Origin of the sequence: Methylomonas sp. LW13 (assembly GCF_016865255.1) — a bacterium.
Taxonomy (GTDB): Bacteria; Pseudomonadota; Gammaproteobacteria; order Methylococcales; family Methylomonadaceae; genus Methylomonas.
The window spans coordinates 118462-141101 of sequence record NZ_CP033381.1 but is presented as its reverse complement, the minus strand read 5'-3'; the positions used below and the strand labels follow the sequence as shown (position 1 = coordinate 141101).

Here is a 22640-nt window from a genome sequence, read left to right as displayed (position 1 = left end):
ATGAACAGTTTATCCGCGCCGATTGCCGCGCCTGATGCCGCTTATTACCAACAAGCTTTAAGCAGGCAAGCACAATTGACCAAGCCGCCCGGCTCCTTGGGCTTGCTGGAGGATTGCGCGGTCAGGTTGGCGGCGATGCAGCGCCGGGAAATACCTAAACTGGAAAAAATCCATGTCAGCGTATTTGCCGCCGATCACGGCATTGCCGAGGAAGGTGTCTCGGCATTTCCGCAAGTGGTAACGATGGAAATGGTAAAAAACTTCGCGGCCGGCGGTGCCGCGGTGAATGTGCTGGCCCGGCATGTCGATGCCTATTTCGAAGTCGTCGATGTCGGTCTATTGCAGCCAGTGGCCTTACCCAATGTAATCAGCCATCGAGCCGGTGCCGGCACCGCTAATTTTTCACGGACAGCGTCGATGAACGACGAACAGTTAACGATAGCCTTGGCCGCTGGCCGGGCTGCCGTCGAGCGGGCGGTAGCGAACGGCGCCGATTTGTTTATCGGCGGGGAAATGGGCATCGCCAATACCACCAGCGCCAGCGCTTTAACTGCCGCCAGTTTGCGGATACCGGCCGCCGAGATTACCGGCGCCGGCACCGGTTTGAACGCCGGACAAATCGATCACAAAGCCCGTGTTATCGACTCCGCCTTACAGCTCCACCAAGCGGCTCTGCAATCGCCTTTGGATATTTTAAAAACCTTGGGCGGTTTTGAAATCGCCGCGCTCACTGCAGCCTATATCAGCGCCGCCCAGCAAGGTCTGCCGGTGTTGATAGATGGCTTTATCAGCAGTGTCGCGGCGTTGCTGGCGGTGGGGATCAATCCCGGCTGCGTGGACTGGTTTTTTTACGGCCATTGTTCCGCGGAAAAAGGCCATGCCCGCGTCCTGCAAGCCTTGAACGCTCAGCCGTTATTGAATCTGCAGATGCGTCTGGGCGAGGGTAGCGGCGCGGTGTTGGCGGTACCCTTACTGCAAATGGCCTGTCGTTTACACAATGAAATGGCCACATTCAGTCAAGCGCAAGTCTCTACTGCCTGAAATAGGCTTGCGTTAGCAAGCTGCGTCAAGCGCAATGGCGGGGCCTTGGGCTTTCCCGTATCATTAGCCGCGAAAAATAAGCTGGGCTGACGTCGAGCTTGCTTTGCGACCGGCAACTGTCCTAATGGCAGCTGCACATAATAATAAAAACATACAACTGATTTGGTAAACAACATGCTAGGACACATAGAAAGTTACGATGAAAGATGCCAGACCGGCGTGATCAAATACGAAGGTCAATTCTACGAATTCCACCTGGATCAATGGACATCGGAAGCGCCGCCCAAAGTCGGCGATGATGTGGATTTCGATCACGACGAAGATAAAGTCACCGACGTCAGCCTGGTCGGCGCTTATCTAATGGAAGCCAAGCCAGTCAAAAGCAAGTTGGTCGCGGCTTTGCTAGGGATCGCGTTCGGCGCGATCGGCTTGCATCGCATTTATCTGGGCTTCTATTTCCTCGGCTTCACCCAAGCCGTAGTCACGCTGGTTACCGGCGGTTTTGGCGTCATGTGGGGCTTCATTGAGGGCGTATTAATTGCTACCGGCCACATCTATAAAGATGCCAAGGGACGTCATCTTAAATAATCGTGGATGCTTTTCTGCTTGCCTTGCAATTTCTGACCCGCATCCCCGTTAGTTGTCGTGACGCGGCTGGCGCTCCCGTGTTGGGACGTTCGGTTTTGTACTATCCGGCGGTCGGCCTGCTGCTGGGTATGCTCCTAAGCCTGCCGCCGATACTGTTTGCCGGCAGTGCGCCCATGCTGTTGGCGGCTATCGTCTTGGCCGGCTGGGTCTTACTGACCGGTGGCCTGCATTTGGACGGTTTGGCCGATTGCGCCGATGCTTGGGTCGGCGGCTACGGCGACAAACAGCGTAGCCTGCAAATCATGAAAGATCCGGCTTCCGGACCGATTGCGGTTAGCTTGCTGGTGCTGGTTTTAGTCCTGAAGTTTGCCGCGCTGACCTCTATGTTCGAGCAAACTCGCCTCGCCCCCTTGCTGCTGGCCCCGGTTTTAGGCCGAACCGCAATTCTGGGTTTGATGCTGACAACTGACTATATTCGCCCAAAAGGCCTGGCCGAGGCGCTATTGCAACAATTGCCAAGAGCGCATATCCAAGCGGTGTTGGTGATTAGCGTCCTGACTGCCGCGGTGTTTTTAGGTTTACCGGCCGTACTGTTCGCCGGAGGCTTACTATGTTGGGTACGGCAAACCGCGGTCTCGCGCTTGGGCGGGGTAACCGGCGACGTTTACGGTGCGGCGGTCGAGCTAACGGAAGCCGCCGTGCTAATGGTTGCCATGCTGCAATGACACAGCAATCGCCGCGTTCGCCGGCAACTCCCGAGCACAAATCTGCACCGCAAGACGCCTCTGCCGCGCACCGCTTCCCTGACCAACAACTCGCCGGCGTCTATCGCGCCATCGCCGAACGCCGCGACATGCGGCATTTTCTTTCCGATCCGGTCGATGCCGAAGTCCTGGCACGTCTATTACAAGCCGCGCATCAGGCCGGCAGCGTCGGCTTGATGCAGCCCTGGCGCTTTATCCGCGTCACTGATCGCTGTTTACGTAATGATATTTACGCGCTGGTCGAACAGGAACGCAAACTTACCGCCGAAGCCCTCGCCGAACGGCACGACGAATTCATGAAGCTTAAAGTGGAAGGCATACTCGATTGCGGTGAATTGCTGATCGTCGCTTTGCCGGACCGGCGCGAGCAACACATATTCGGTCGGCGCACACTGCCGGAAATGGATCTGGCCTCGGCGGCCTGCGCGATTCAAAATCTGTGGCTGGCGGCCCGCGCCGAAGGCCTGGGGCTGGGTTGGGTATCGCTATTCGATCCGGACGCATTGGCGCAACTATTGAAAATGCCCACCGGTAGCCGGCCGATTGCGGTGCTTTGCTTGGGCCATGTCGCCGAGTTTTACCCCAAACCCATGTTGGAACTGGAAAACTGGGCAACGCCGCAACCTTTATCGGCGTTTGTCTACGAAAACGGCTGGCCCGATGCATCCTAAGCCGCCTTTCCACGCCCTGATGGTGCAAGGCACCACCTCCGATGCCGGCAAAAGTACCTTGGTGACGGCCTTGTGCCGTTATTACCGGCGTCAAGGCATCGCCGTCGCGCCATTCAAGCCGCAAAACATGGCATTGAATAGCGCGGTAACCGTCGACGGCGGCGAGATCGGCCGCGCCCAAGCCGCCCAAGCCGCAGCCTGCGGTTTGCCGCCGCATAGCGATATGAATCCGGTGCTGCTCAAGCCCAATACCGACACCACCGCGCAAGTGATTATTCACGGCAAAGTCCTGCAAAACCAATCGGCCAGCCAATACCACGATTATAAAAAAGTCGCCAAGCAAGCGGTTCTGGAATCGTGGCAGCGCTTGGGCGCTCAGTACCAGATGCTGATTGTCGAAGGTGCCGGCAGTCCGGCAGAGATCAATTTGCGCGCAGGCGACATCGCCAACATGGGCTTTGCCGAAGCGGTGGATTGTCCGGTGATTCTGATCGCCGACATTGACCGTGGCGGCGTGTTTGCGCACTTGGTCGGCACGCTGGAATTGCTGTCGGCAAGCGAACAACAGCGCGTAATCGGTTTTGTCATCAACCGCTTCCGGGGCGATATTGCGCTGCTAAAACCCGGTTTGGACTGGCTGGAACAGCGAACCGGCAAGCCGGTGTTGGCCGTGCTACCGTATCTGCACGATCTTTATCTGGAAGCCGAAGATGCCTTATCCACTCGGCATGCCCAACAGGGCCAAACCGGCGCGTTTCACATCGTCGTACCGCATTTGCCCAGCTTCAGCAATCATACCGATTTCGATCCATTGCAATTGCACCCCGGCGTACAGGTCAGTTTTGCGAAAAGTCCAGACCAGGTAGCCGGTGCAGACTTGATTGTGCTACCCGGCAGCAAATCGGTGCGTAGTGATTTAGCCCGTCTTAGAGAGCAAGGCTGGGACAAATTTATTGCTCGCCATTTGCGTTACGGCGGCAAACTGCTGGGGATTTGCGGCGGCTTTCAGATGTTGGGCAAAAGCATAGACGACCCGCTCGGATTGGAAGGTCCGGCCGGTAGTGCTGCCGGCCTGGATTTATTGGATATGCAGACGATTTTGCACGCGGAAAAATGCTTGAAACAAACCACCGGCACGTTTTATGGGCAAACGACAAAGGTGGCGGGCTACGAGATTCATCTGGGCGTCAGTAGCGGTCCGGCGCTGGCACAACCCTTATTTTCGCTAGCGGATGGTCACGATGGCGCCGTTTCGGCAGACGGACAGGTGGCGGGCAGTTATCTGCACGGTTTATTCGATTTGCCTGCCGCCTGCGATGCGCTGTTGCATTGGGCAGGCTATCGGCAAGCGCAAGCCCTGGATTTCAATGCGTTGCGCGAAGCCGGCATCGAGCGTCTGGCTGATTGTCTGGCAACGCATTGCAATTTCACCTTGCTGGAAGCGTTGGCGGCATCTACCCGGCGAGCTTGCTGACGCTCAGCCATTGCGGCGAATGGCTGAAATATGTGCCATTTCCGACAGCGGATTTTTTGCATAAACCCCTTTGTTTGATTAGGGCTGTTGCCGTTTTAACTGGGCAACCAAATAAAAGCGCAGGCCAAAGCGGCAATAACCCCTAGTCGCCATCCGGCTCGACAATGCGTATCGGCCGATTCCCGATCTTTATCCCGGTGACCTCATCCACAAGCACCGGTCTGATTTCTGCCCCCGTTTCTGCGTCCAAGATGCGCACCAGTTGGCCCTCGCCGCGATATTGACGTCCCCAGGCACCCATCGTGAACAGCACCGGCAGAAAATCGCGGCCGGCGGCAGTCAACACATACTCCTCACGCGGCGGGCGTTCCGAATAAAGCCTTTTTTCCAACAAGCCTTCCGCTGTCAGAGTCGCCAATCTGCGGGTCAGGATCGCGGGTCCGATTCCCAGGTTTTTCCGAAACTGGTCAAAGCGGGTGAGGCCGAAATGGGCATCCCGCAGAATCAAAAGACTCCATGCGTCTCCCAGAAAAGCCAAGCAGCGCGCGATTGGACAAGGGTCATCACAAATATTTTTATCGTTCATACAATTTTGGTAGTGACTTGCTTTCAAATTGGTAGTAACATAACTACCGAAATGATAGTAACACTTAGATGATAGACAATCCACCCCGCAAGGAGATTTGAGTTATGAGTATTAAGCAAAATATTAGTGTCGCGCTGGTTACCGGCGCATCCTCGGGCATCGGCGAAGCAACCGCTCTGCGGCTGACCGCGGCTGGCTACAAGGTCTACGGGACCAGCAGACGGGGCGCCCAAACCGGTCAACGTTCTTTTCAGATGCTGCCTCTCGACGTGACTAGCGATGTTTCCGTCGAAGCTGCCGTTAGCGAGGTGATGCAACGGGAAGGACGCATTGACCTGCTGGTGAACAACGCCGGCTTCGGGGTTGCGCCTGCTGGAGCGGAAGAGAGTTCGATTGAACAGTCCCAGTCGGTTTTTGATACGAACTTCTTCGGCATCGTCCGCATGACTCGCGCCGTTACACCCCATATGCGGCGCCAAGGCAGCGGTCGCATCATCAACATCGGCTCGGTACTTGGCGTATTGCCGATGCCGTATATGGCCATTTATGCCGCGAGCAAGCACGCGATCGAAGGCTATTCGGAATCGCTAGACCACGAGTTGCGTACCCGAGGCATCCGGGTCTCGGTCATCGAGCCCGCATACACAAAAACGAAGTTCGACGCGAACCTAATGGCGGCCGATTCGCAGCTTGAGGAATACCACGAAACCCGCGCGGCATTAGATAAGGTGTTGGAGGAAGTTATGGCTATTGCCGATGAGCCGGAAGTCGTGGCCGATGTGGTGCTGAAAGCGGCCAGATCGGCTCGTCCCAAGCTCCGATATACCGCGGGCGGTCTCGCTAAGCGCTTGAGCTTGCTACGCCGATTTGCGCCTGCTCGCGTATTGGACGCAGGGCTTCGTAAAGATCTGCGGCTCGACGCAATAAAAAAACCACAAATGTCATGAAGGCGTTCGTCGTCCAGCGTTATGGAAACCAAGTCGCATTTCAACACCGATTTAGTCTGAACTTAGCAACAAGGAATTTTTTGTGAATAGCACATTAACCATGAAAACCCTCACCTTCAAACGCTATAGCAAGTCGCCCGAGATCGGTTTTTCCGACATTTCTCGTCCCACACTGAAGGCTGACGAACTGCTGGTAAAAGTCCACGCCGCGGGCCTGAACCCGATCGACAACATGATTCCAACCGGGATGTTCAAACCGGTCCTGCATTTCCAGTTGCCGGCCACGCTGGGCAGCGATCTGGCGGGTGTGGTGACTGAGGTCGGCAGCAACGTAACGCGCTTCAAGCCCGGCGATGCGGTCTTCGCCAGTATCTTCGATCTTGGCACGGGGTCGCTTGCCGAATTCGCGGTGGTGCCGGAGAGCGCCGCCGCGCTGAAGCCGGCCAATCTGGATTTCGTGCAGGCCGCATCCATTCCGATGGTCGGGCTTACCTCCTGGCAAGCGCTGAAGGAACGCGCCAATCTTCGCGCCGGCCAGAAGCTGTTCATCCCGGCAGGCTCAGGCGGCATTGGCACCTTTGCGATCCAACTGGCAAAGCACCTTGGCGCCACGGTGGCAACCACCACCAGCACCGGCAACGTTGAACTGGTGCGCAGCCTGGGAGCCGATGAAGTCGTCGACTACAAGAAGCAAGATTTCGAGAAAGTGCTGGGCGACTACGACGTGGTGCTTGGCACGCTCAAGGGGGCCGAACTCGAGAGAACCGTCGGCATCCTCAAGCCGGGAGGCAAGATCGTCTCGCTGATCGGGCCGTTGGATGCGGCGTTCGCGGATGCCAAGCGCTTGAATTTCTTCCTCAGGTTCGTATTCGGGCTGATGAGCCGCAAGATCATGCGGCTTGCCAGAAAACGGGCAGTCACTTACTCATTTCTGTTCGTGCGTCCCGATGGCGATCAACTCAGTGAAATCGGCAAACTCCTCGAAGCCGAGTGCATCAAGCCCGTGATCGACAAGGTATTTCCGTTCGAGGAAGCCAAAGATGCGCTTGCCTACCTCGCCCAAGGGCGTTCGAAGGGGAAAGTCGTCGTCAAGATGCTGTGAGCAGAAGACACCTGGCCCTCCCTGGCTAACGCCGGGCACTGGGATCGATACGACGCTCACCGGTCCGATCTTTTCGCAGCGACGCAAACCGGCAAGTCTGCGCCACGTCTCCTTTAGCTACTCCATCGTAAATATTTTCAATGTGAATAACTGATGTTACGCAGCTGTGGTTTTTTGTCCCGTTATTCCGCCCCGAGCATCGCAGCTTTTGGCGGGAACAGCCCGTTAGGGGAGCGGCAAGGATGCCGCTCGTTTTCGGAGGGCTAAGGATAGCCCTTCCGAAAACCCTCGCCAAAAGCGAGAAGCGCAGGATCTAGGCGGAATCCGGGCGGCCTTTTCTTTGGATACTTTCTTTTGGCCGAGCAAAAGAAAGTATCTCGCCGGTCGGTGCGAGAACCGACTGCAACACAAACCAGTCGCGATAGCGACACTGATTCTGATGGCATCGGACAAACCATAAGGTTGCGTAACATCAGTGAATAACGTGAACCATTTTTTGATAACTCCACAGGCCGCTATAAATCGCAACTGGAAAGGCACGGGGCTGGTTGGCGTTCTGATGAAGAGCGCCACAGTGGCGTAGTTCGTCGTGATGTGGAAATAAAAAGGCTATTTGCAGAATGAGGTTGGAATGATGGCCGACAATCTTTATCATTGAACTCGATCAAGTGGTTGGAATTTGATTTTCTGATATCTCATGGAGTGGTTGAGTAGGGCTTGATTGTCTTGTTACGACCCTAATCCTTCTGTCAGTTATATTTTTAAATGGCAACAAACCATTAATGAGCAGTCGGGCACAATACCTCGGCCTTTAGCTCTTGAAGTCTCTCTGTAATATTCCTAGTTTGTGAATCAATATATTTATCAACCTTTGATTCTACAGTATTAAGTTCGTCTAAAAACTCGGCTTGTGTTGTGGATTTAGTTGCAAATAATGCATAAACGGCCAAAAATGGTAGCAATGCCGCAAAAACTGGAGCTTGGTACCAAGTTAGATTAAGATCAGTAGACTTTTTATGAAAATGATTTGACGAAGTTGATGGTACGTTAGATTCAAAAGGTGGGTAACCAAGTTTTTCTGAAAAAGTCCCATACATTTTTATTGTAGAATCGATTTCTTTATTAATTTGTGATGCAAGCGTTTTGTATAACTTATCTGTATCCGCGTTAATTTTTTCTCTTACATCACTTTCATTTGAACCAAAGTGTCCTATAGTTTTAATCTTGGCTTTAATATCTGTTAGCCAATCTCTCTTTATTTCATTCATGACGTAGTTGCATCTGAGCGGAACACGGATAATTAATGAATCAAAAAAATCAGAAAAAGCCTTGCGCTCCACATCGCCCTTTCCAAAAGGCTTTGTTTCGCCAGATCGCGTCTTTTTTTCTTCACTACAAACTGAAATTACTGAGATACCTTGAATAGACGCCTGTATTGTTTGCCTCATGGCGTTCTCGTCATCTTCGCCAACTTGATCGCATTTTGTCAGAATTACAGATACGTTGTAATTGTTTTCAATAAATTTTTTAATTATATCTATATCGCAATCTTGTATTCTATTTCCGCCAGCTTGAATACAATAAAAAACAGAATGAAACCATTCGGAGGCGGATTGATTTATGCCTCGTTTATCTAGCTCTTTGCTCAGCTCAGACATCCATTGATCATGCTTTCCAACTTCAAGGCCCCATGAATCAAAAAGGGTAACTGGTAAACCATTTATTTCCATTTCTACTGGATGAAATCCATTTTTAGTGACCGGCCTTCCGATGTCGGCTTTTACTACGCATTCTCCATATAGATAGTTTATGAAGGTGCTTTTCCCCACTCCTGTTTGGCCTACAATGGCAACATTATAACGAGCATTCATTTTACTTATCCTTGATTTTTATTAAAGTTATCTTTAAATCGTTGTTCGAAAAATGGTGCAAGGTTGTCAATAAACTTATTCAGTTCACCAACATCTCCTTCAAGTCCTTTTTCTATGATTGCCTCGCATAACTCTGAAACAGATAAACCTACTGCATAAGTTATTGAAGATGCGACGGATGCATTTATTAATCCACCGGCGACAGTCCCAAGCCCAGGGAAGTATTTGAATAATTGCCCAACAACCCAAATTCCACTGCCAGATATGACGCGGCCAATAATGGGTGTAAATATTGATCCATTCAGTATGCTTGAAAAATTATCAAGATTGTAAGCGTATAATATCCTAGCGATCATGGCAACCTGATTCCCTAAAAGCAACGGCGCATCAGAAACAGGTAAAGGAGTAAAACCAAAAAATGCAGCTCCAGCAACGTGTTGTTTAATAATTTTATTAGCTTCGTCACGCTTAATATTCAAACTTTGTTTTTGAGCGGATGCAAACGCAATCTTCAAGGCTTCTGGTAATTTTTCAATCGACCACTGTAATAAATCTTCAAACTGCCATTTTTGACCATTGTCTTTTGCGCTTGTTTCAAAAACTGGTATATTTGGTAATGATTTTTTTATTACCTCTATAAATTTAATTGACTCATTTTCTGATAGGAATTCAGCTTTGGTAATCACGATTGCGACAGGAATGCCATAGGCAGAAAGCTTGTTAATCGTTTCGATGTCGAAATCTAAAATTCGTCCTCCCGATGCCTGAATACAGTACCAAACCAAATGGATAGAATTGTCAGATTCTGACGAGCTAAAATCCCTCGCCGCGTATTGAAAAACATCCTCAATAAATACTCTCTCTTTTTCAGAGCCCACTTCATAGCCTTTAGTATCAAAAAGGACAATCGGAACTGTTTCACAAGAAAAATAATCAATGAATTGAGTAACCGGCTTTCCCGTGCCTGTCTTGGCCAAGTTTTCGCCAAAACAACAGTTTATTAGCGAACTTTTGCCAACACCAGTTCCACCGATTAACAGGATATTGGGTTTTTTCACTCCTCCTTTGAAGGTTTCAAATTCAGCACCTAGAGATTCTTCGAAATTATTTACACTCATTTGTGTCCCTTGATTTTATTTTTATTGAGAGCTCAATTAACGTTTAAGAAGTCTGCCAAATAACCCACCACAAAGTGTTTGAAGGCGGTTTAGCTCCAACTTTGACAGGGAATTACTACCGCATGTTGGGCAGCAGTCATAATATTCTCCAGGCATTAAAGCGTCGCTTCTCGGGGAAACGGCTTTTCTCCACCCACATGAAGCGCAGACATAGGCGAACGGTTTAGGTTTGATAGGCATGATGATTTTTTGTTTGATGGTTCTTAGTAAAATAGCGATTATCTGTCTCGCTACAGTTTTAAGTTCGTAGACAAGTCTGAAATATAGTTGATGAAGTTCAAATGACTAACCCTAACACGATATATTTGTTGTCTGACTTATACCAAGCTACTTAGCAACAAGTCATTGAATGCCTGCATTCAACGGTTGACCTGACAATTACTGGAAACCTAAGCCGTCCGGCAACGAGCATTGGCAGCCCAACCAACTTTTGTACATAACAAGCCATTGCGCTTATCAACGATCCAACCAGGTTTTGCACAAAACGGCGCGATAAAAAAGCATGAACAGTTCTGATTTCCAACCCTAGAATGCACATAGCCTTAAAAACGAACAGTTTGCGGTTCTCTGATAAAAAGAACGATACTGGTTGCGACAAAAGCGAATAGGCCCGACGCCACAAAAGCCAGGTGGTAATCACCAATCAGACTATGCACGTACCCGGCACTGTAGGCGGCAATGGCCGCTCCGATTTGATGTGCAAAACAGATCCAGCCGAATACCACGCCGACGTTTTGTTTCCCGAATAAATCGGCGGTCAAGGCCGAGGTGGCCGGAATCGTGGACAACCAATTCATACCGTAAATAATCGAGAAAATCATTAATTGCCCGATCATAGCTATGCTGGGCAGTACTATCAACGTTGCGCCTCTGACTACGTAATAAAACGCCAGCGGCCACCGCTTGCCGTAGCGGTCGCATAACCAGCCGGATAATATGGTGCCGAACACATCGGCCGCGCCCATGACACGGCCATGGTCATTTCGGTAAAGCCGTGTTCGATGCCGTATTGCATGGGATAATTGGTTTGCTTTTCCAGGTGTAAGAATATATCTTACTGAGACTTTTAATAATCTGATTAGGAGAACGACATGGCTCAAGCGCGAACCCAAACCGTTAGCCTCGGCGAGCACTGGAATAACCTCATTGACTCTTTGCTCAAGAGTGGACGCTATGCAAGCGTTAGTGAAATTATGCGTGACTCATTACGCTTGCTTGAGGAAAGAGAAGCGAACTCCAAATTGCAATCTTTACGCACATCCCTAATTCAAGGTGAGGAGAGTGGCGATGCCGGCGAATTAAACATGGAAACAATCAGACTGGAAGCCAAAAAAGAAGCCGGTTTAGTCTGAAAATGCGCAAAATCCATACTCAGGCACTCGCAAAACAAGATCTAAAAAATATCTGGCTTTACTCATTTAGCAACTGGGGCGAGGTGCAGGCGGATCGCTATTTTGATGAATTAAATGCGGCTTTCGCTTTAATCGCTGAAAATCCGGAATTGGGTTTTGCCTGTGATTACATTCGTGAAGGGTACAGGCAATTCCACATCAATCGCCATTTAGTTTTTTATCGTGTTACAGCAGCCAAGATTCATATTGTACGGGTGCTACATGACAGTATGAATTACACTGCGCAATTATAAAAATTTCAGGACAGGGTGGGGTGTTGATTTATGGAAGCTTGATCATTCATCATGAGGTTCGAATTTTTTACGAAGGTATTTCCCAGAACGACAGCGGATAGAATCACCATAGGCAAAACGCCGCATTCTACCTATGGAAAACAAAAGACATGAATAATTCAAACGCTGAATTAATCCACGCCCAAAAAGTCCGATTTCCCCAATTCAACCCCATTGTGCCTAAGGATTGCGTAGGTCATCGTGATGTGGAAATAAAAATTAGGTAGGACAAAATCCAGCAAGTATGGCAGACCGACAAAGTTTTTCTCGGTGCCGCCAATCTTGAAATTAATAGCCAGATTCTCAGTGCCATTTATTTGCGCCGGGGTTACATCTTGGATAAAAGCGATGGCTTTGGATATACGAGCCTGCAAATCGGCAAATGTGCTTTCATTATCCTCATAGCATGGGTTCTCTAACCCCGCCAAGCGAGCGGCACAGCCTTTGACCATATCCGTTGCAATTTGAACTTGTTTGCTGAGCGGAAACATATCGGGGGCCAAACGGTAATTGATAAACACAGATTGATCAATATTTTTCGCTTCGGCGTGGATTGCGGCTTTATCAAGTATTTTCGATAAATTGCCCAGCATTTTGATAAAAACTTTTATTGATACTTGATACATATCGATGGACATAATAACCCCCTATTTTTAAAAACATTTAATCAGATTAATGAAACGCAGAAGTATTGACCGCTTATTACGCATACTGCGCAATGCCATTCCCAAACGACCAATTTTCCTTTTTGACTTCAACTAGACTTATTAAGACATCTTCTCTGCGTATATCTAGCTGATTATGTAGACTATCGGCTATGTTTTTATAAAGTGATTTCTTTAAATCGACACCTCTGCCTTCATTCAAGGTTATTTGTATAAAAACGATGCCATCGCTTCGATGTATACCAAGATAATTGGAATCGTAAATTAAAGAATTATTATCATGCTCGGTAATAACCTGAAAACAATCTTTTTCGGGTACATTGATTGTGCGCACCATTTCTTGGTGAACGATTTGGCCAATCTTTCTCCCGAACTCTTTATTTTCTTGCTTCATTAACGATATTCGAACTAAGGGCATGTTATTCCTCCAAAATTAAATTAAAAACGAACAGTTTGTGGTTCTTTTATGAAAAGAACGATACCGGTTGCGATAAAAGCGAATAGACCTGACGCCACAAAAGCCAGGTGGTAATCACCCATCAGGCCATGGACATACCCGGCACTATAGGCGGCTATGGCCGCCCCGATTTGATGCGCAAAGCAGATCCAGCCGAATACCACGCCGACGTTTTGTTTGCCGAATAAATCCGCTGTCAAGGCTGAGGTTGCCGGAATCGTGGATAACCAATTCATGCCGTAAATAATCGAGAACAGCATTAATTGTCCGGTGCTATCTATGCTGGGCAGCACTATCAGCGTTGCACCTCTGACGACGTAATAAAACGCCAATGGCCAGCGCTTGCCGTACCGGTCGCATAACCAACCGGATAAAATGGTGCCGAACACATCGGCCGCGCCCATGACGCCTAAGGACATGGCCATGGTCATTTCGGTGAAGCCGTGTTCGATGCCATGCGGAATCAAATGAGTCTGAAACAGTCCGGAGGTGGTTAAACCGCAAATGCCAAAACTCAAGGCTAACAACCAGAACTGCGGACTGCGCATGGCCGAGCGCATGGGATTTTGATCCGGCTTAAGCATTGTTCGATGAACGCCATGGTCGCCATACGCCGACAGGCCTTTTGATTCGGGATCGTCTCTTAAAAATTTCAGCACCAACGGTAAAGCCACCAAGCCTAAGCCGACGGCGATAAACAATGTCGCCGCACGCCAGCCTTCATGCACATTGATCTGCATGAGGACAGGGGTGAACACTAATTGGCCGGAGGAGAAGGCAGCGCCCAATATGCCTAGCGCCAGTCCGCGGTGTTTATGAAACCAGCGATTGATCAACGCCGACCCCATAATCATGGAAGTGCCGCCCGAACCTGCGCCAATCAGCAATCCCCAAAACAAATACAGCTGCCAGGATTCCTGCATAAAAACGCTGCCACCGGCGCCAGCCACCGACAAAATCAAGGTGATAACGCTGATCCGTTTGGCACCGTAGACATCCATCAATCGGCCTAGAAACGGTCCGGCTAGACCAAATAACAGCAGATTGAGTGAAATGGCGCCGCTAATGGTTTCCCGGTTCCAGGCAAACTCCTGTTCCAGAGACAGCATGATGATCCCTGGAACGGAGCGCAGCGCCGATGCCATAAACAAGCATAGAAACGTGACCGCGAGTATGACCCAGGCATAGTGAACCGAATCAATGTGACTCTTTGGCATGGCGACTAATGACTTAAACATTTTCGTGAGAGTTTGTTAGTAACTGACATTACGCAACCTTATGGTTTGTCTGATGCCATCAGAATCAGCGTCGCTATCGCGACTGGTTTATGTTGAAGTCGGTTCTCGCACCGACAGGCGAAATACTTTCTTTTGCACGGCCAAAAGAAAGTATCCAAAGAAAAGGCCGCCCGGATTCCGCCTAAATCCTGCGCTTCTCGCTTTTGGCGAGGGTTTTCGGAAGGGCTATCCCTAGCCCTCCGAAAACGAGCGGCATCCTTGCCGCTCCCCTACCGGGCTGCTCCCGCCAAAAGCTGCGATGCTCGGGGCGGAATAACGGGACCAAAAACCATGACTGCGCAACATCAGTTAGTAAACAGCCCTATTCGGCGTCTTCGATTTTTTCCATTAGCTCGATCAGCCGAGTCACGCCTTGTAACAATATCCCGCCCACACCATGGGCAAACCATACGCCAATCACGAATCCCCAATGGATAGGCGCGGCGAAGAATTCCTCTCTAAACCAGAAGGTATGCCCCCATTCGTTGAATCCGACGCTGACTAAGATCATGAAGGGTCCGAACACCGCCAAGGTCAAAGGCAAGGAGATGCCTTTGGCATACAAGGGCAAGCGGGTTCTAGCATACAACCAGGCGCAGCCGCCCAGGATCACGTACAGCGGGAAGTTGAAGTAAAACTCGATGATGTGATTAGCGGTAAACGGCGTATCGCGGATCGCCACCTGATGCCAGGAATTGTCCTGTTCGGCAAAATAACTGCCCGCCCAGTACACCGCAAAGGTGTAGATGCTGATCCACATCGTCAAGGTGAAATAGCGGCGGATTTCTTCCTTGGGCGCCAACTGATCCAGATTCCGGTCGCGCGTGGTCCATAAGTAACCCCAAAAGCCGCTGACGACGACGGCGAGAACCGCCAGTTCGATATAAAACAGCCGCATCCAGTACTGTTCGAACGCGGGTTCCGTGGAATCCAAACCGTGCGCGATGGCAAAAGCGCCCTGATACAACCGTAAACTGATGTAGATAACCGCTAATAGACCAAAACCCTTTAGGTACTTAGGTAAGTCGATCAAATACCAAGGCAATGATTTTGGGGTTTCGGTGCTTAAGCTAACATGTTCTGTCGTGGTAGCCATGATGTGTGCTCCTGAATTAATTGAATTTGGGAATGACGGCGGCGGAAATGCTGGAGATATAGCGTTTTCCCATCACGTCGTCGTAAAGAAACAGTAAGCCACCCACTCGGCTATCCGCGTCTTTGATTAGTCCATCCAGCTTTTCCGACTCCCAGGCCGCATCGCGCACTTCAATAGTGACGGTACGTTGTTCGCCGGGGGCGATAGGCGTGTTGTCATTCAGGCTCAGGCCTTTATTGCTGACGTCGTCCTTGCCGGGCACGTTGCCTACCTCGGATAGATCATCATTCATGAAATGCACGTTGGAACTGGAAAACTCGCCTATCCTGACCGCCCCTTGGCTGCGATTATCGACACTAACCTGCAACACCATGGCACGTTGCGCCACGTTGTATTCGGCTTTTAGCGTGTCGACATTGACCGTTCCGGCATTGACTTGAGCCGGTAAAGGCAAAATCCTATCCAGTCCTGCTTGTAATGGGATGGTGTCCGGATAACGGCTATTGGTTACGGAATTAATCACCAATACCAATACCGGAATGCCCACTAACACGGCCTTGGCGATGACTTTGTCCCGAGCTGTGATCAACTCATGTTCCAAACCGGCATCCAACATCCGGTAACGGCTGATGAACAAGGGACGGCGCACCCACCACAACAGCCAGGCAGCCGCCAACGCTCCCCAGAACAGGTGCCAAAACACACCATTGGCAAAGCCGAAGCTTTCCATGTCGATCATTTCACCGTTGATGGTTTGAATGGTATTGCTAAAGTCCGCGGGATCGCCGCCAATGTCCAGCCACACCCCAGGGCCCATTACCTGACCGGCGTCTTTTAAATTAAAAAACGGATGGATGTGATAATGGCCAGGCAAACGGCCCTTCATGACCACCTTGAACTCGTAGTCACCGCCCGGCTCCAGGGCTACCGAGTTGGTCCATGGTTTGCCGTTCAGGTAACGTTCGGTGCGGATCAGTACCGGCCCAGGTGTTGAAATATTCAGGAAAGTGGCTTCCGGCTTTGGCACACTGATCGGCCAGTCTTCGGCGACATGAAACTTGCCGCTAACGCTGACTTCATCGTTGACGTTGAATTTTTGCGTGGACCATTGCACGTCGTACCACTGGATGGTGCGCATCCTGATGAACGGCTCCAGGGCTTTTTCGCCATGTGCCTGCGCGGTGGGTACCGTAAATATGGACAATACATTGACGCACAGCAACGCCAACAGCCAAGGTTTAAAGAGTGATTTCATGACCATTCCTCCTTAGATTTTTTTCAAATAACGGGTGGTGGCGAACCATTTACCGATGTACCACCACAGCGGATACATCAACGAGCACAACAACGCTGAACAGAATGCCGCCAAAGGTGTGGCGTACTGACCGTAGGTGCGCAAGGTGCCGCGCTCGATGATGCGCAAGTATTCAGGCATGCCGGTGCGGATATATTGGAAACCAAATAAATCGGCCACAGTCAGCTGGCTGTTGTGGTATTCGACCGCTTGGTGGAACATGCCGAAGATCGGCCAGTTGGTCGGGTAAAACAACAAGGCAAACGCGCCACCGCCAAAAATGGAGGTGATGGTCAGGCTGTTGGTCAGCATCAACAAGGTATCCAGTACCAAGGCTCCCGGCACCATGGTGGCCGGCAACACCATGTTGACGGGAAAGAAATTCCAGTAGTGATAGGCAAAGATTCGGGCAACCCAAGTGCCGATCAACAACGCTGCAACGCAGAGCGTGGCGCCCAAAGGTAGCCGGAACTTATCCCATAACACAGCTTGAACAGCCGCTGGAAAGGTGATGCCGATTAAGGGTGTGACCAAAGGCCACCATTGCCGATCTTTCCAATCGACCCAGAAGTCCCAGTCGCCGACGGTCAGGGCGAAATGCAGATGGAACGAACCGATGAATAAAAATAGGGCCAGTACCAGAATCAGATAATCGTAAGCTCTGGCCAGCCGGGCTTTTTCGCCCCGATAAGGTTTGAAGGTTGAAATTGGAATTTGTGCAGACATGGTAAGAATCCCCCGTAATATGTTTCAGTAAACGGCAATCGCCATTGAGTTTTGGGCGCGCCGCCAACCGAAAAGCTACCCTTGGGGGAGTTAAACCTTGTAGGCTTGGACGACGCGCTCGGGGTATAAGGTAGGGAGAAACGGCTTGGCTGTGAAATGGTGAAATTTCATCCGCTACCATCAAGACTGTTCATACCGGCCAGCAGCGATATTGTTTAGTATGCAGCCGAATTTTTTGAGGAACTCAGGATGGCTAACCTACGCACTTTCGACTTAAACCTATTGCTGGCTTTCGATGTTTTGATGCGGGAGCGCAATGTCACCCGCGCGGCGGAATGCATGTTCGTCACCCAGTCGGCGATGAGCCATACCTTGCACCGCTTACGCCAGCAATTGAACGATCCAGTCTTGGTTAAATCGCCCACCGGCATGCAGCCGACCGCACTGGCGCTGGCCTTGGTGGAGCCGGTACGCAGTCTGTTACAGGAAATGGAACGATTGCTAGAGGCACCCCAGGCCTTCGATCCGGCATCCAGTCAGCGCCGTTTCACCATCGCCGCGACCGATTACATGGAGTTTTTGATCTTGCCAGAGTTGTCGCAATTGATAGAGCAAACGGCGCCGGGCGTGGACATTCATGTCAAACGTACGGAATCTGCTTTTCCCTTGGCGCAGTTGGAAAACGGCAGTCTGGATGTGGTGTTGGGCTTTGCCTCGGTACTGAATCCGCCCGCGCATTTGCACTGCGAACATTTATTCATGGATCGCATGGCTTGCGTGGTCAGGCAGGATCATCCCACCATCCAAGCCGCACCGTCGTTGGAGGACTATTTGGCGGGGACGCACATGCTGATCTCCCGAACCGGCGATAAATTGGGGGTAATAGACGAGAAATTGACCGAGTTGGGCTTGGAGCGGCGTATCAATTTCATCGTGCCGCATTTTCTATCGGCACCCTTGATCGTGGCCCAAACCCACATGATTTTGTCTTTGCCTTATCGCTTGGCCATAGCTTTTCAGAAACTGGTGCCGCTGCAAGTATTACCCGTGCCGGTGAGTTTACCGGACTACGATTTGGCGATGATTTGGCATCCGCTATGGGAAAAAGACCCGGCCCACGGTTGGTTGCGCGAACAAATCAACGCCATAGGCCGGAAAATAAGCGCATCTCAAATCAATCTTTAACGTCCTGGCAGGCCCGCGGCCAAGGCTTTGACCTTCAACAGAAAGTAAGGCGGTTTGGATTGGTTGTCGCCGCCGTTCAGTGTGGCTGAGCGATGCAAGCGATTCACTACCGCATAGAGTTGGCCGTTAGCGCCAAAACTGAAGGAATCGACCCATGACAGCCTTGGACACTGCGCCAATTGCCGGTATTGTCGGTTAGGCGCGATCACGCCAATCGCATTATTCGCCAAGTCCCCCAGATAAATATTGTTGTTTTCATCAATGCTGATGCCGTCCGAAATCGGTTTGTCGCTGTAGTGTTCCACCTGCTTTGCCAGTTCTTCAGGCGTTAACGACTCGTTGACCAAATCCGCCGCTTTAATCCGGTAAAGACTGAGGCCGTGCATCGGCCCGAAATAGACCCATTCGTTGGCCAAATCCTCGGTAATCGGATTGACGCCAATATGCGGTTTGACCAACTCGCCCGCCGGGGTTTTCACCTGAATCGGCACATTGTCGATGACCAAATCGACGTTTTCCGGCACCACACTTTTATGGCCTTCCAGCACCCGCCGCGCCGCACCGGTAGACAGGTTGACCACAATCAAGGCGGCATTCGCGCCACCGGCCGGATCGCTGATGAAGGCATGATTGTGGTTGGCATCCAACGCAAAGTCGTTGACGAACGCATCCTTGGGCGCGATCGGCGCGGGTAAATAAATCAAGCGCTGGAGTTTATTGGTTTTGGTATTCCAGCCGACCAGCTTGGGCGTCACCCCGCTCCGCATGCCATTATCCAGCATCCAGACGATACCGTTGCTATCGGAGCGGATACCCAGCACCGAATCGAGTTTGATCGGTGCAGTCGAATCGGTTGCGGACAGTTCCTTATTCGGAAAAGGCAGCAAGGCCTGGTCTTTGTATTCCACCACCGTGTATTGCGGTTGATAAAACTGATGCTGGCTCATGATGATCCGGCCGTTGGCAGTCGCCGTGACATTGCCGGGGCCGGTATCGAGGTTGGCGAATACATCAAAATGAGAGTTGCCATCCGCCAAAGCCTCAAAGGCTGCAAACACCATGGCGGTGCAAAATAGGATTCCACGGTTCATTATCATCTCCAGTAAGTTGTTGGGTTAGGCAACACCATACTGGATCGTTAGACCCCTGTTAAATGACATCCATTCATCACGAACCATTCAGTACATTGATGATGATTGGCGTATTCAATTTTGGAAGCGCAGCGATAGCGAAGTGAAGGTTTTTATACCCAGATAGCCGCAGCGCCAAGTTGCGGGAGAATCTAAGCTCAACCCCTGGTTAGAGCGGAACAATGTGACACGGGTGCCGTTCGGGCCGAGCCCATCGAAGCCCAGGCTGGCGCCCCCTTCGATAGACTCAAGGCGAATGGTATTTAGGGGGCGAGTTAATAATAACGCCCAGAAAAACGCCGTATTTGAATTTCTCCATTACATTTCAACATCCAATACATTCAAAACATCCGGCCTTTGTTGCACGAACACTTCTGGTCGCTGAAGTATTCGATGCCAATTGCGACGAGTCATTTGTTCAATCCAGTCCAACACATCATCAAACTCGTCATCGCTCCATGATTCGATAATCGCCAGGGTGACGGGAGGCGCATATAAAAATTCGAGCGCACTTTTCATATTTGCGTAACGTAAATTCATGGTATTTCTCCTATGGCTTTATGCTTGGCAGTGAATGACTGTAAGGATCTTTAATATGTCTACGATTTGGCTTTGGTTAAAAAAATACCCATAAGGTTCCGCCTTGATTAGCAATGCCCGCATTTGAGTCTGCGCCACAAGTTGCCGATAGCGGCCAGCCTACACTCTTAAACCCGCGCAGGTGTTGCTTGATTCAAGTTACTGGCCAATGATGCGGAACCAAATAAAAGTGTGGATAGGATAAATTGACCGGAGACGAAGCTGAGCACGCCGGTGACAAAAAACAAGCCAATCATCACGTCTCTATAAATGTTTTTTGAAATATTCATGGGGTCCACCTTGACTATGTTTAGTCGCTTTGTAAGTACGACTTCACTATATACCCACCAAAAATATTTACAATCAGGCATTTTATTCATGATTTGTTTCTTTTATGGAAACAAATCGCCCGGAACTTTTGTACTCTGTAGCGCAAAATAGCTACCGTCATTCAACTTCGCGGAGTTGTGTGAGCGGTCGGACGGGTTAGCGGCTTGTTTGACGTGGAATTTTTGACCTTAGCGTGGCAGGGTTTGCGTTCCCAATTAGCTCAAAACTGCCCTCTTATTAGGTTATCAACGGATAAGAATAATTTTTCTGCGCGACGGTTCCGCGGACGGGATTTGAGATTTCGGGGATGATGTCAATGCAGTTGGTGTTTTAGGTGTCGCTAGCGCGACGGCTAGTTTTTAATGTCGGGTCTCGGCCCGACAGCCGATACTTTCGCTACGAAAACCATCCCTGGTTTTCGCCCTCCGGGCCAGCCTATCGGCTGTTCAAATTCGCTCCATGCGAATTTGTGCGTGGCCAAAAGAAAATATCCAAAGAAAAGGCCACCCGGATGCCGCTTAGATCACTCGGCACATCCTTGTGCCTCGCCCTTCGGGTGCGATTCATGCAAATCGGCTATCCTGCCGATTTGTCCTGCGCTCCTCGCTTTTGAACGGGGTTGCCGAAAGGGGCTTCCTGGCCCTTCGGCAACGCGATGCATCCCTGCATTGCCCCTAACGGGCTGATCCGTTCAAAAGCTCCGGTGCTCGGCGCGGCATACGAGAGAAAACCCGTGCGCGATTTGCAGGGTTTGAGCTTATAAAAATTGTAGCCATTTTGAGGTAGCTCCGAATAGCAAAGCGTATTCGGAGGAATGAAGGGAGCTTACAATCATTGTTTGCCTTATTGGAAGCAGCACATACTCTTAAAGATTTAATTCAACATGCGTCCGATTACGCTGCGCTAATCGGACCTTGCGCTTTATCTCGTTCCCACGCTGAGAACATGTGATTTCGGTACGCAATTTTCAGATTTAACTAGATGTTAGATATCCTCATTTTCAAAGAAATCATTATCTAACGCTTTGACCTCATATGAGTTTTTCACTTGAACCCCTACCCCGAATTTGTACATCAACTCAACCAATCGCAGTCCGTTAACTAGAACGATTGTGTGATGGGCTGCCTTAGCCTTCTTCTTTGCATTTTCGTCAAAATCGGAGGTTGTGACAAAAATTCCCTTGGCTGTGTCACCACTCATGGCCCCGATGAAATTTCGAATATCGGGTTCACGGACCTTGTTGTCAGTATACCGTTTGGCCTGAATGTAGATCTTCTCCAAACCAAGTTGATCTTCATTTATGATTCCGTCAATTCCGCCATCACGGGATTTGGAAGTTTCAATGAATTCGCCATAGCCCATTCGATTCAGCAAGATAAGAATAACTCTTTCGAAAGCGAATGGATCAATCAGCTTCAGTTTCTGTAAAAGCTCAATTTTGACATTGTCTTCAATCTGTTCAATGCCAGAATCAATAAGGTCCTGTGGACTTGAGTTGGCAATTTCTTGCTTTTCAGAAATCGCTCCCTCCGGTTTGTAGAAGCCGATAACGTCAGACGCCAGTTGATCTATTGAAATCGTTTCGACCTTTGCGGACTTACCTTTCTCGGTAATCTGGACATAACCGCGTTGAGGATAGTGGACTAGACCACCTTTCTTGAGATAGGACTTTCCCCAGGCGATTCTGTTTTCCAGAAGTCGATCACCACTCTTTGTTGTCTGATTCAGCAATTCTGGCGGAAGCTTTGAGTAGTATTTCTCTTCGACAAGCCGTAACAACTCCCGTCCTGGAACGACCCTACCATCACGCAGAATGTCAATTATTGGAAGGAATGTGTCATTGAACTTCGGTAATTCCAATTTTTTTCTCCTCTGTCAACCCGATAAGGCGCAATTGGTAGGGCGTCAATAGGCGTAGCCGTATTGCGCCGTATGTTGGTCTTAAATCATTCGGCGCATTACGCTATCGCTAATGCACCCTACAAAGGGTCGTAA

At 50.1% G+C, this 22640-nt stretch carries 24 protein-coding genes; 10 read left to right on the top strand and 14 right to left on the bottom strand.

Annotation, left to right across the window (positions count from 1 at the left end; genetic code table 11):
• The 5 genes from cobT (at position 1) to JL719_RS00570 (ending at position 4538) form a co-directional block, all read left to right on the top strand.
• A complete protein-coding gene (cobT, locus tag JL719_RS00590; RefSeq protein ID WP_033157527.1) occupies positions 1-1041 on the top strand; it encodes a nicotinate-nucleotide--dimethylbenzimidazole phosphoribosyltransferase in 1041 nt (346 codons plus the stop codon).
• A 174-nt stretch (positions 1042-1215) separates the two neighbouring features.
• Positions 1216-1629, top strand: coding sequence for a TM2 domain-containing protein (locus JL719_RS00585; RefSeq protein ID WP_033157528.1), 414 nt, complete (start codon positions 1216-1218; stop codon positions 1627-1629).
• A 2-nt stretch (positions 1630-1631) separates the two neighbouring features.
• Positions 1632-2354: an adenosylcobinamide-GDP ribazoletransferase gene (locus JL719_RS00580; protein WP_033157529.1), complete on the top strand. Its 723-nt coding sequence runs from the start codon at positions 1632-1634 to the stop codon at positions 2352-2354.
• On the top strand, positions 2351-3064 hold the full coding sequence (gene bluB, locus JL719_RS00575) for a 5,6-dimethylbenzimidazole synthase (RefSeq protein ID WP_033157530.1): 714 nt from the start codon (positions 2351-2353) through the stop codon (positions 3062-3064). Before JL719_RS00580 ends, bluB begins: the two co-directional genes overlap by 4 nt.
• Positions 3054-4538 (top strand): cobyric acid synthase, encoded by a 1485-nt coding sequence (locus tag JL719_RS00570; RefSeq protein WP_033157531.1) that lies wholly within the window; start codon positions 3054-3056, stop codon positions 4536-4538. Before bluB ends, JL719_RS00570 begins: the two co-directional genes overlap by 11 nt.
• Positions 4539-4680: 142 nt before the next feature.
• On the opposite strand, the gene JL719_RS00565 is transcribed toward JL719_RS00570, so the two are convergent.
• Entirely contained in the window at positions 4681-5124 is a 444-nt protein-coding gene (locus tag JL719_RS00565; protein WP_033157532.1) for a winged helix-turn-helix transcriptional regulator, read from the bottom strand.
• A 104-nt stretch (positions 5125-5228) separates the two neighbouring features.
• Between JL719_RS00565 and JL719_RS00560 the strand changes: the two genes are divergently transcribed.
• Positions 5229-6071, top strand: a complete 843-nt coding sequence (locus tag JL719_RS00560; protein ID WP_033157533.1) for an oxidoreductase — start codon at positions 5229-5231, stop codon at positions 6069-6071.
• A 100-nt stretch (positions 6072-6171) separates the two neighbouring features.
• Positions 6172-7173, top strand: coding sequence for an NADP-dependent oxidoreductase (locus JL719_RS00555; RefSeq protein WP_033157534.1), 1002 nt, complete (start codon positions 6172-6174; stop codon positions 7171-7173).
• Between the two features lie 779 nt (positions 7174-7952).
• Here JL719_RS00555 and JL719_RS00550 read toward each other — a convergent pair.
• The 3 genes from JL719_RS00550 to JL719_RS00540 form a co-directional block, all read right to left on the bottom strand.
• On the bottom strand, positions 7953-9044 hold the full coding sequence (locus JL719_RS00550; protein WP_051670117.1) for a GTPase domain-containing protein: 1092 nt from the start codon (positions 9042-9044) through the stop codon (positions 7953-7955).
• A gap of 5 nt (positions 9045-9049) precedes the next feature.
• Positions 9050-10162, bottom strand: coding sequence for a GTPase (locus JL719_RS00545; RefSeq protein ID WP_051670118.1), 1113 nt, complete (start codon positions 10160-10162; stop codon positions 9050-9052).
• A gap of 602 nt (positions 10163-10764) precedes the next feature.
• Complete coding sequence (locus tag JL719_RS00540) at positions 10765-11187, bottom strand: MFS transporter (RefSeq protein WP_051670121.1); 423 nt, start codon at positions 11185-11187, stop codon at positions 10765-10767.
• A 126-nt stretch (positions 11188-11313) separates the two neighbouring features.
• Here JL719_RS00540 and JL719_RS00535 point away from each other — a divergent pair, with 126 nt between their 5' ends.
• Positions 11314-11574, top strand: coding sequence for a type II toxin-antitoxin system ParD family antitoxin (locus JL719_RS00535; protein WP_033157535.1), 261 nt, complete (start codon positions 11314-11316; stop codon positions 11572-11574).
• 2 nt (positions 11575-11576) lie between these two features.
• A complete protein-coding gene (locus JL719_RS00530; protein WP_033157536.1) occupies positions 11577-11867 on the top strand; it encodes a type II toxin-antitoxin system RelE/ParE family toxin in 291 nt (96 codons plus the stop codon).
• 170 nt (positions 11868-12037) lie between these two features.
• Here JL719_RS00530 and JL719_RS00525 read toward each other — a convergent pair whose 3' ends face one another.
• The 6 genes from JL719_RS00525 to amoA form a co-directional block, all read right to left on the bottom strand.
• The gene (locus JL719_RS00525; protein WP_033157537.1) at positions 12038-12544 is read right to left on the bottom strand and encodes a DUF1993 domain-containing protein; all 507 of its coding nucleotides are present in this window, start codon (positions 12542-12544) and stop codon (positions 12038-12040) included.
• A 64-nt stretch (positions 12545-12608) separates the two neighbouring features.
• Complete coding sequence (locus tag JL719_RS00520) at positions 12609-12989, bottom strand: tautomerase family protein (RefSeq protein ID WP_033157538.1); 381 nt, start codon at positions 12987-12989, stop codon at positions 12609-12611.
• A gap of 20 nt (positions 12990-13009) precedes the next feature.
• Complete coding sequence (locus tag JL719_RS00515; RefSeq protein ID WP_225892960.1) at positions 13010-14266, bottom strand: MFS transporter; 1257 nt, start codon at positions 14264-14266, stop codon at positions 13010-13012.
• 361 nt (positions 14267-14627) lie between these two features.
• The gene (gene amoC / locus JL719_RS00510; protein WP_033157540.1) at positions 14628-15401 is read right to left on the bottom strand and encodes a bacterial ammonia monooxygenase, subunit AmoC; all 774 of its coding nucleotides are present in this window, start codon (positions 15399-15401) and stop codon (positions 14628-14630) included.
• 16 nt (positions 15402-15417) lie between these two features.
• Complete coding sequence (gene amoB / locus JL719_RS00505) at positions 15418-16656, bottom strand: bacterial ammonia monooxygenase, subunit AmoB (RefSeq protein WP_033157541.1); 1239 nt, start codon at positions 16654-16656, stop codon at positions 15418-15420.
• A 12-nt stretch (positions 16657-16668) separates the two neighbouring features.
• On the bottom strand, positions 16669-17421 hold the full coding sequence (gene amoA, locus JL719_RS00500; protein ID WP_033157542.1) for an ammonia monooxygenase, bacterial type, subunit AmoA: 753 nt from the start codon (positions 17419-17421) through the stop codon (positions 16669-16671).
• Positions 17422-17670: 249 nt separating this feature from the next.
• On the opposite strand from amoA, the gene JL719_RS00495 reads away from it, so the two are divergent.
• Positions 17671-18606 (top strand): LysR family transcriptional regulator, encoded by a 936-nt coding sequence (locus JL719_RS00495; RefSeq protein ID WP_033157543.1) that lies wholly within the window; start codon positions 17671-17673, stop codon positions 18604-18606.
• On the opposite strand, the gene JL719_RS00490 is transcribed toward JL719_RS00495, so the two are convergent.
• The 4 genes from JL719_RS00490 to JL719_RS00475 all read right to left on the bottom strand — a co-directional run bounded on the left by JL719_RS00490 (position 18603) and on the right by JL719_RS00475 (position 22505).
• Positions 18603-19697: an L-dopachrome tautomerase-related protein gene (locus JL719_RS00490; RefSeq protein ID WP_033157544.1), complete on the bottom strand. Its 1095-nt coding sequence runs from the start codon at positions 19695-19697 to the stop codon at positions 18603-18605. The genes JL719_RS00495 and JL719_RS00490 overlap by 4 nt on opposite strands.
• 357 nt (positions 19698-20054) lie before the next feature.
• Complete coding sequence (locus JL719_RS00485; RefSeq protein WP_033157545.1) at positions 20055-20276, bottom strand: hypothetical protein; 222 nt, start codon at positions 20274-20276, stop codon at positions 20055-20057.
• 167 nt (positions 20277-20443) lie between these two features.
• On the bottom strand, positions 20444-20605 hold the full coding sequence (locus tag JL719_RS00480) for a hypothetical protein (RefSeq protein ID WP_165385901.1): 162 nt from the start codon (positions 20603-20605) through the stop codon (positions 20444-20446).
• 1024 nt (positions 20606-21629) lie between these two features.
• On the bottom strand, positions 21630-22505 hold the full coding sequence (locus JL719_RS00475) for a restriction endonuclease (protein ID WP_033157547.1): 876 nt from the start codon (positions 22503-22505) through the stop codon (positions 21630-21632).
• Between the last annotated feature and the right edge of the window lie 135 nt (positions 22506-22640).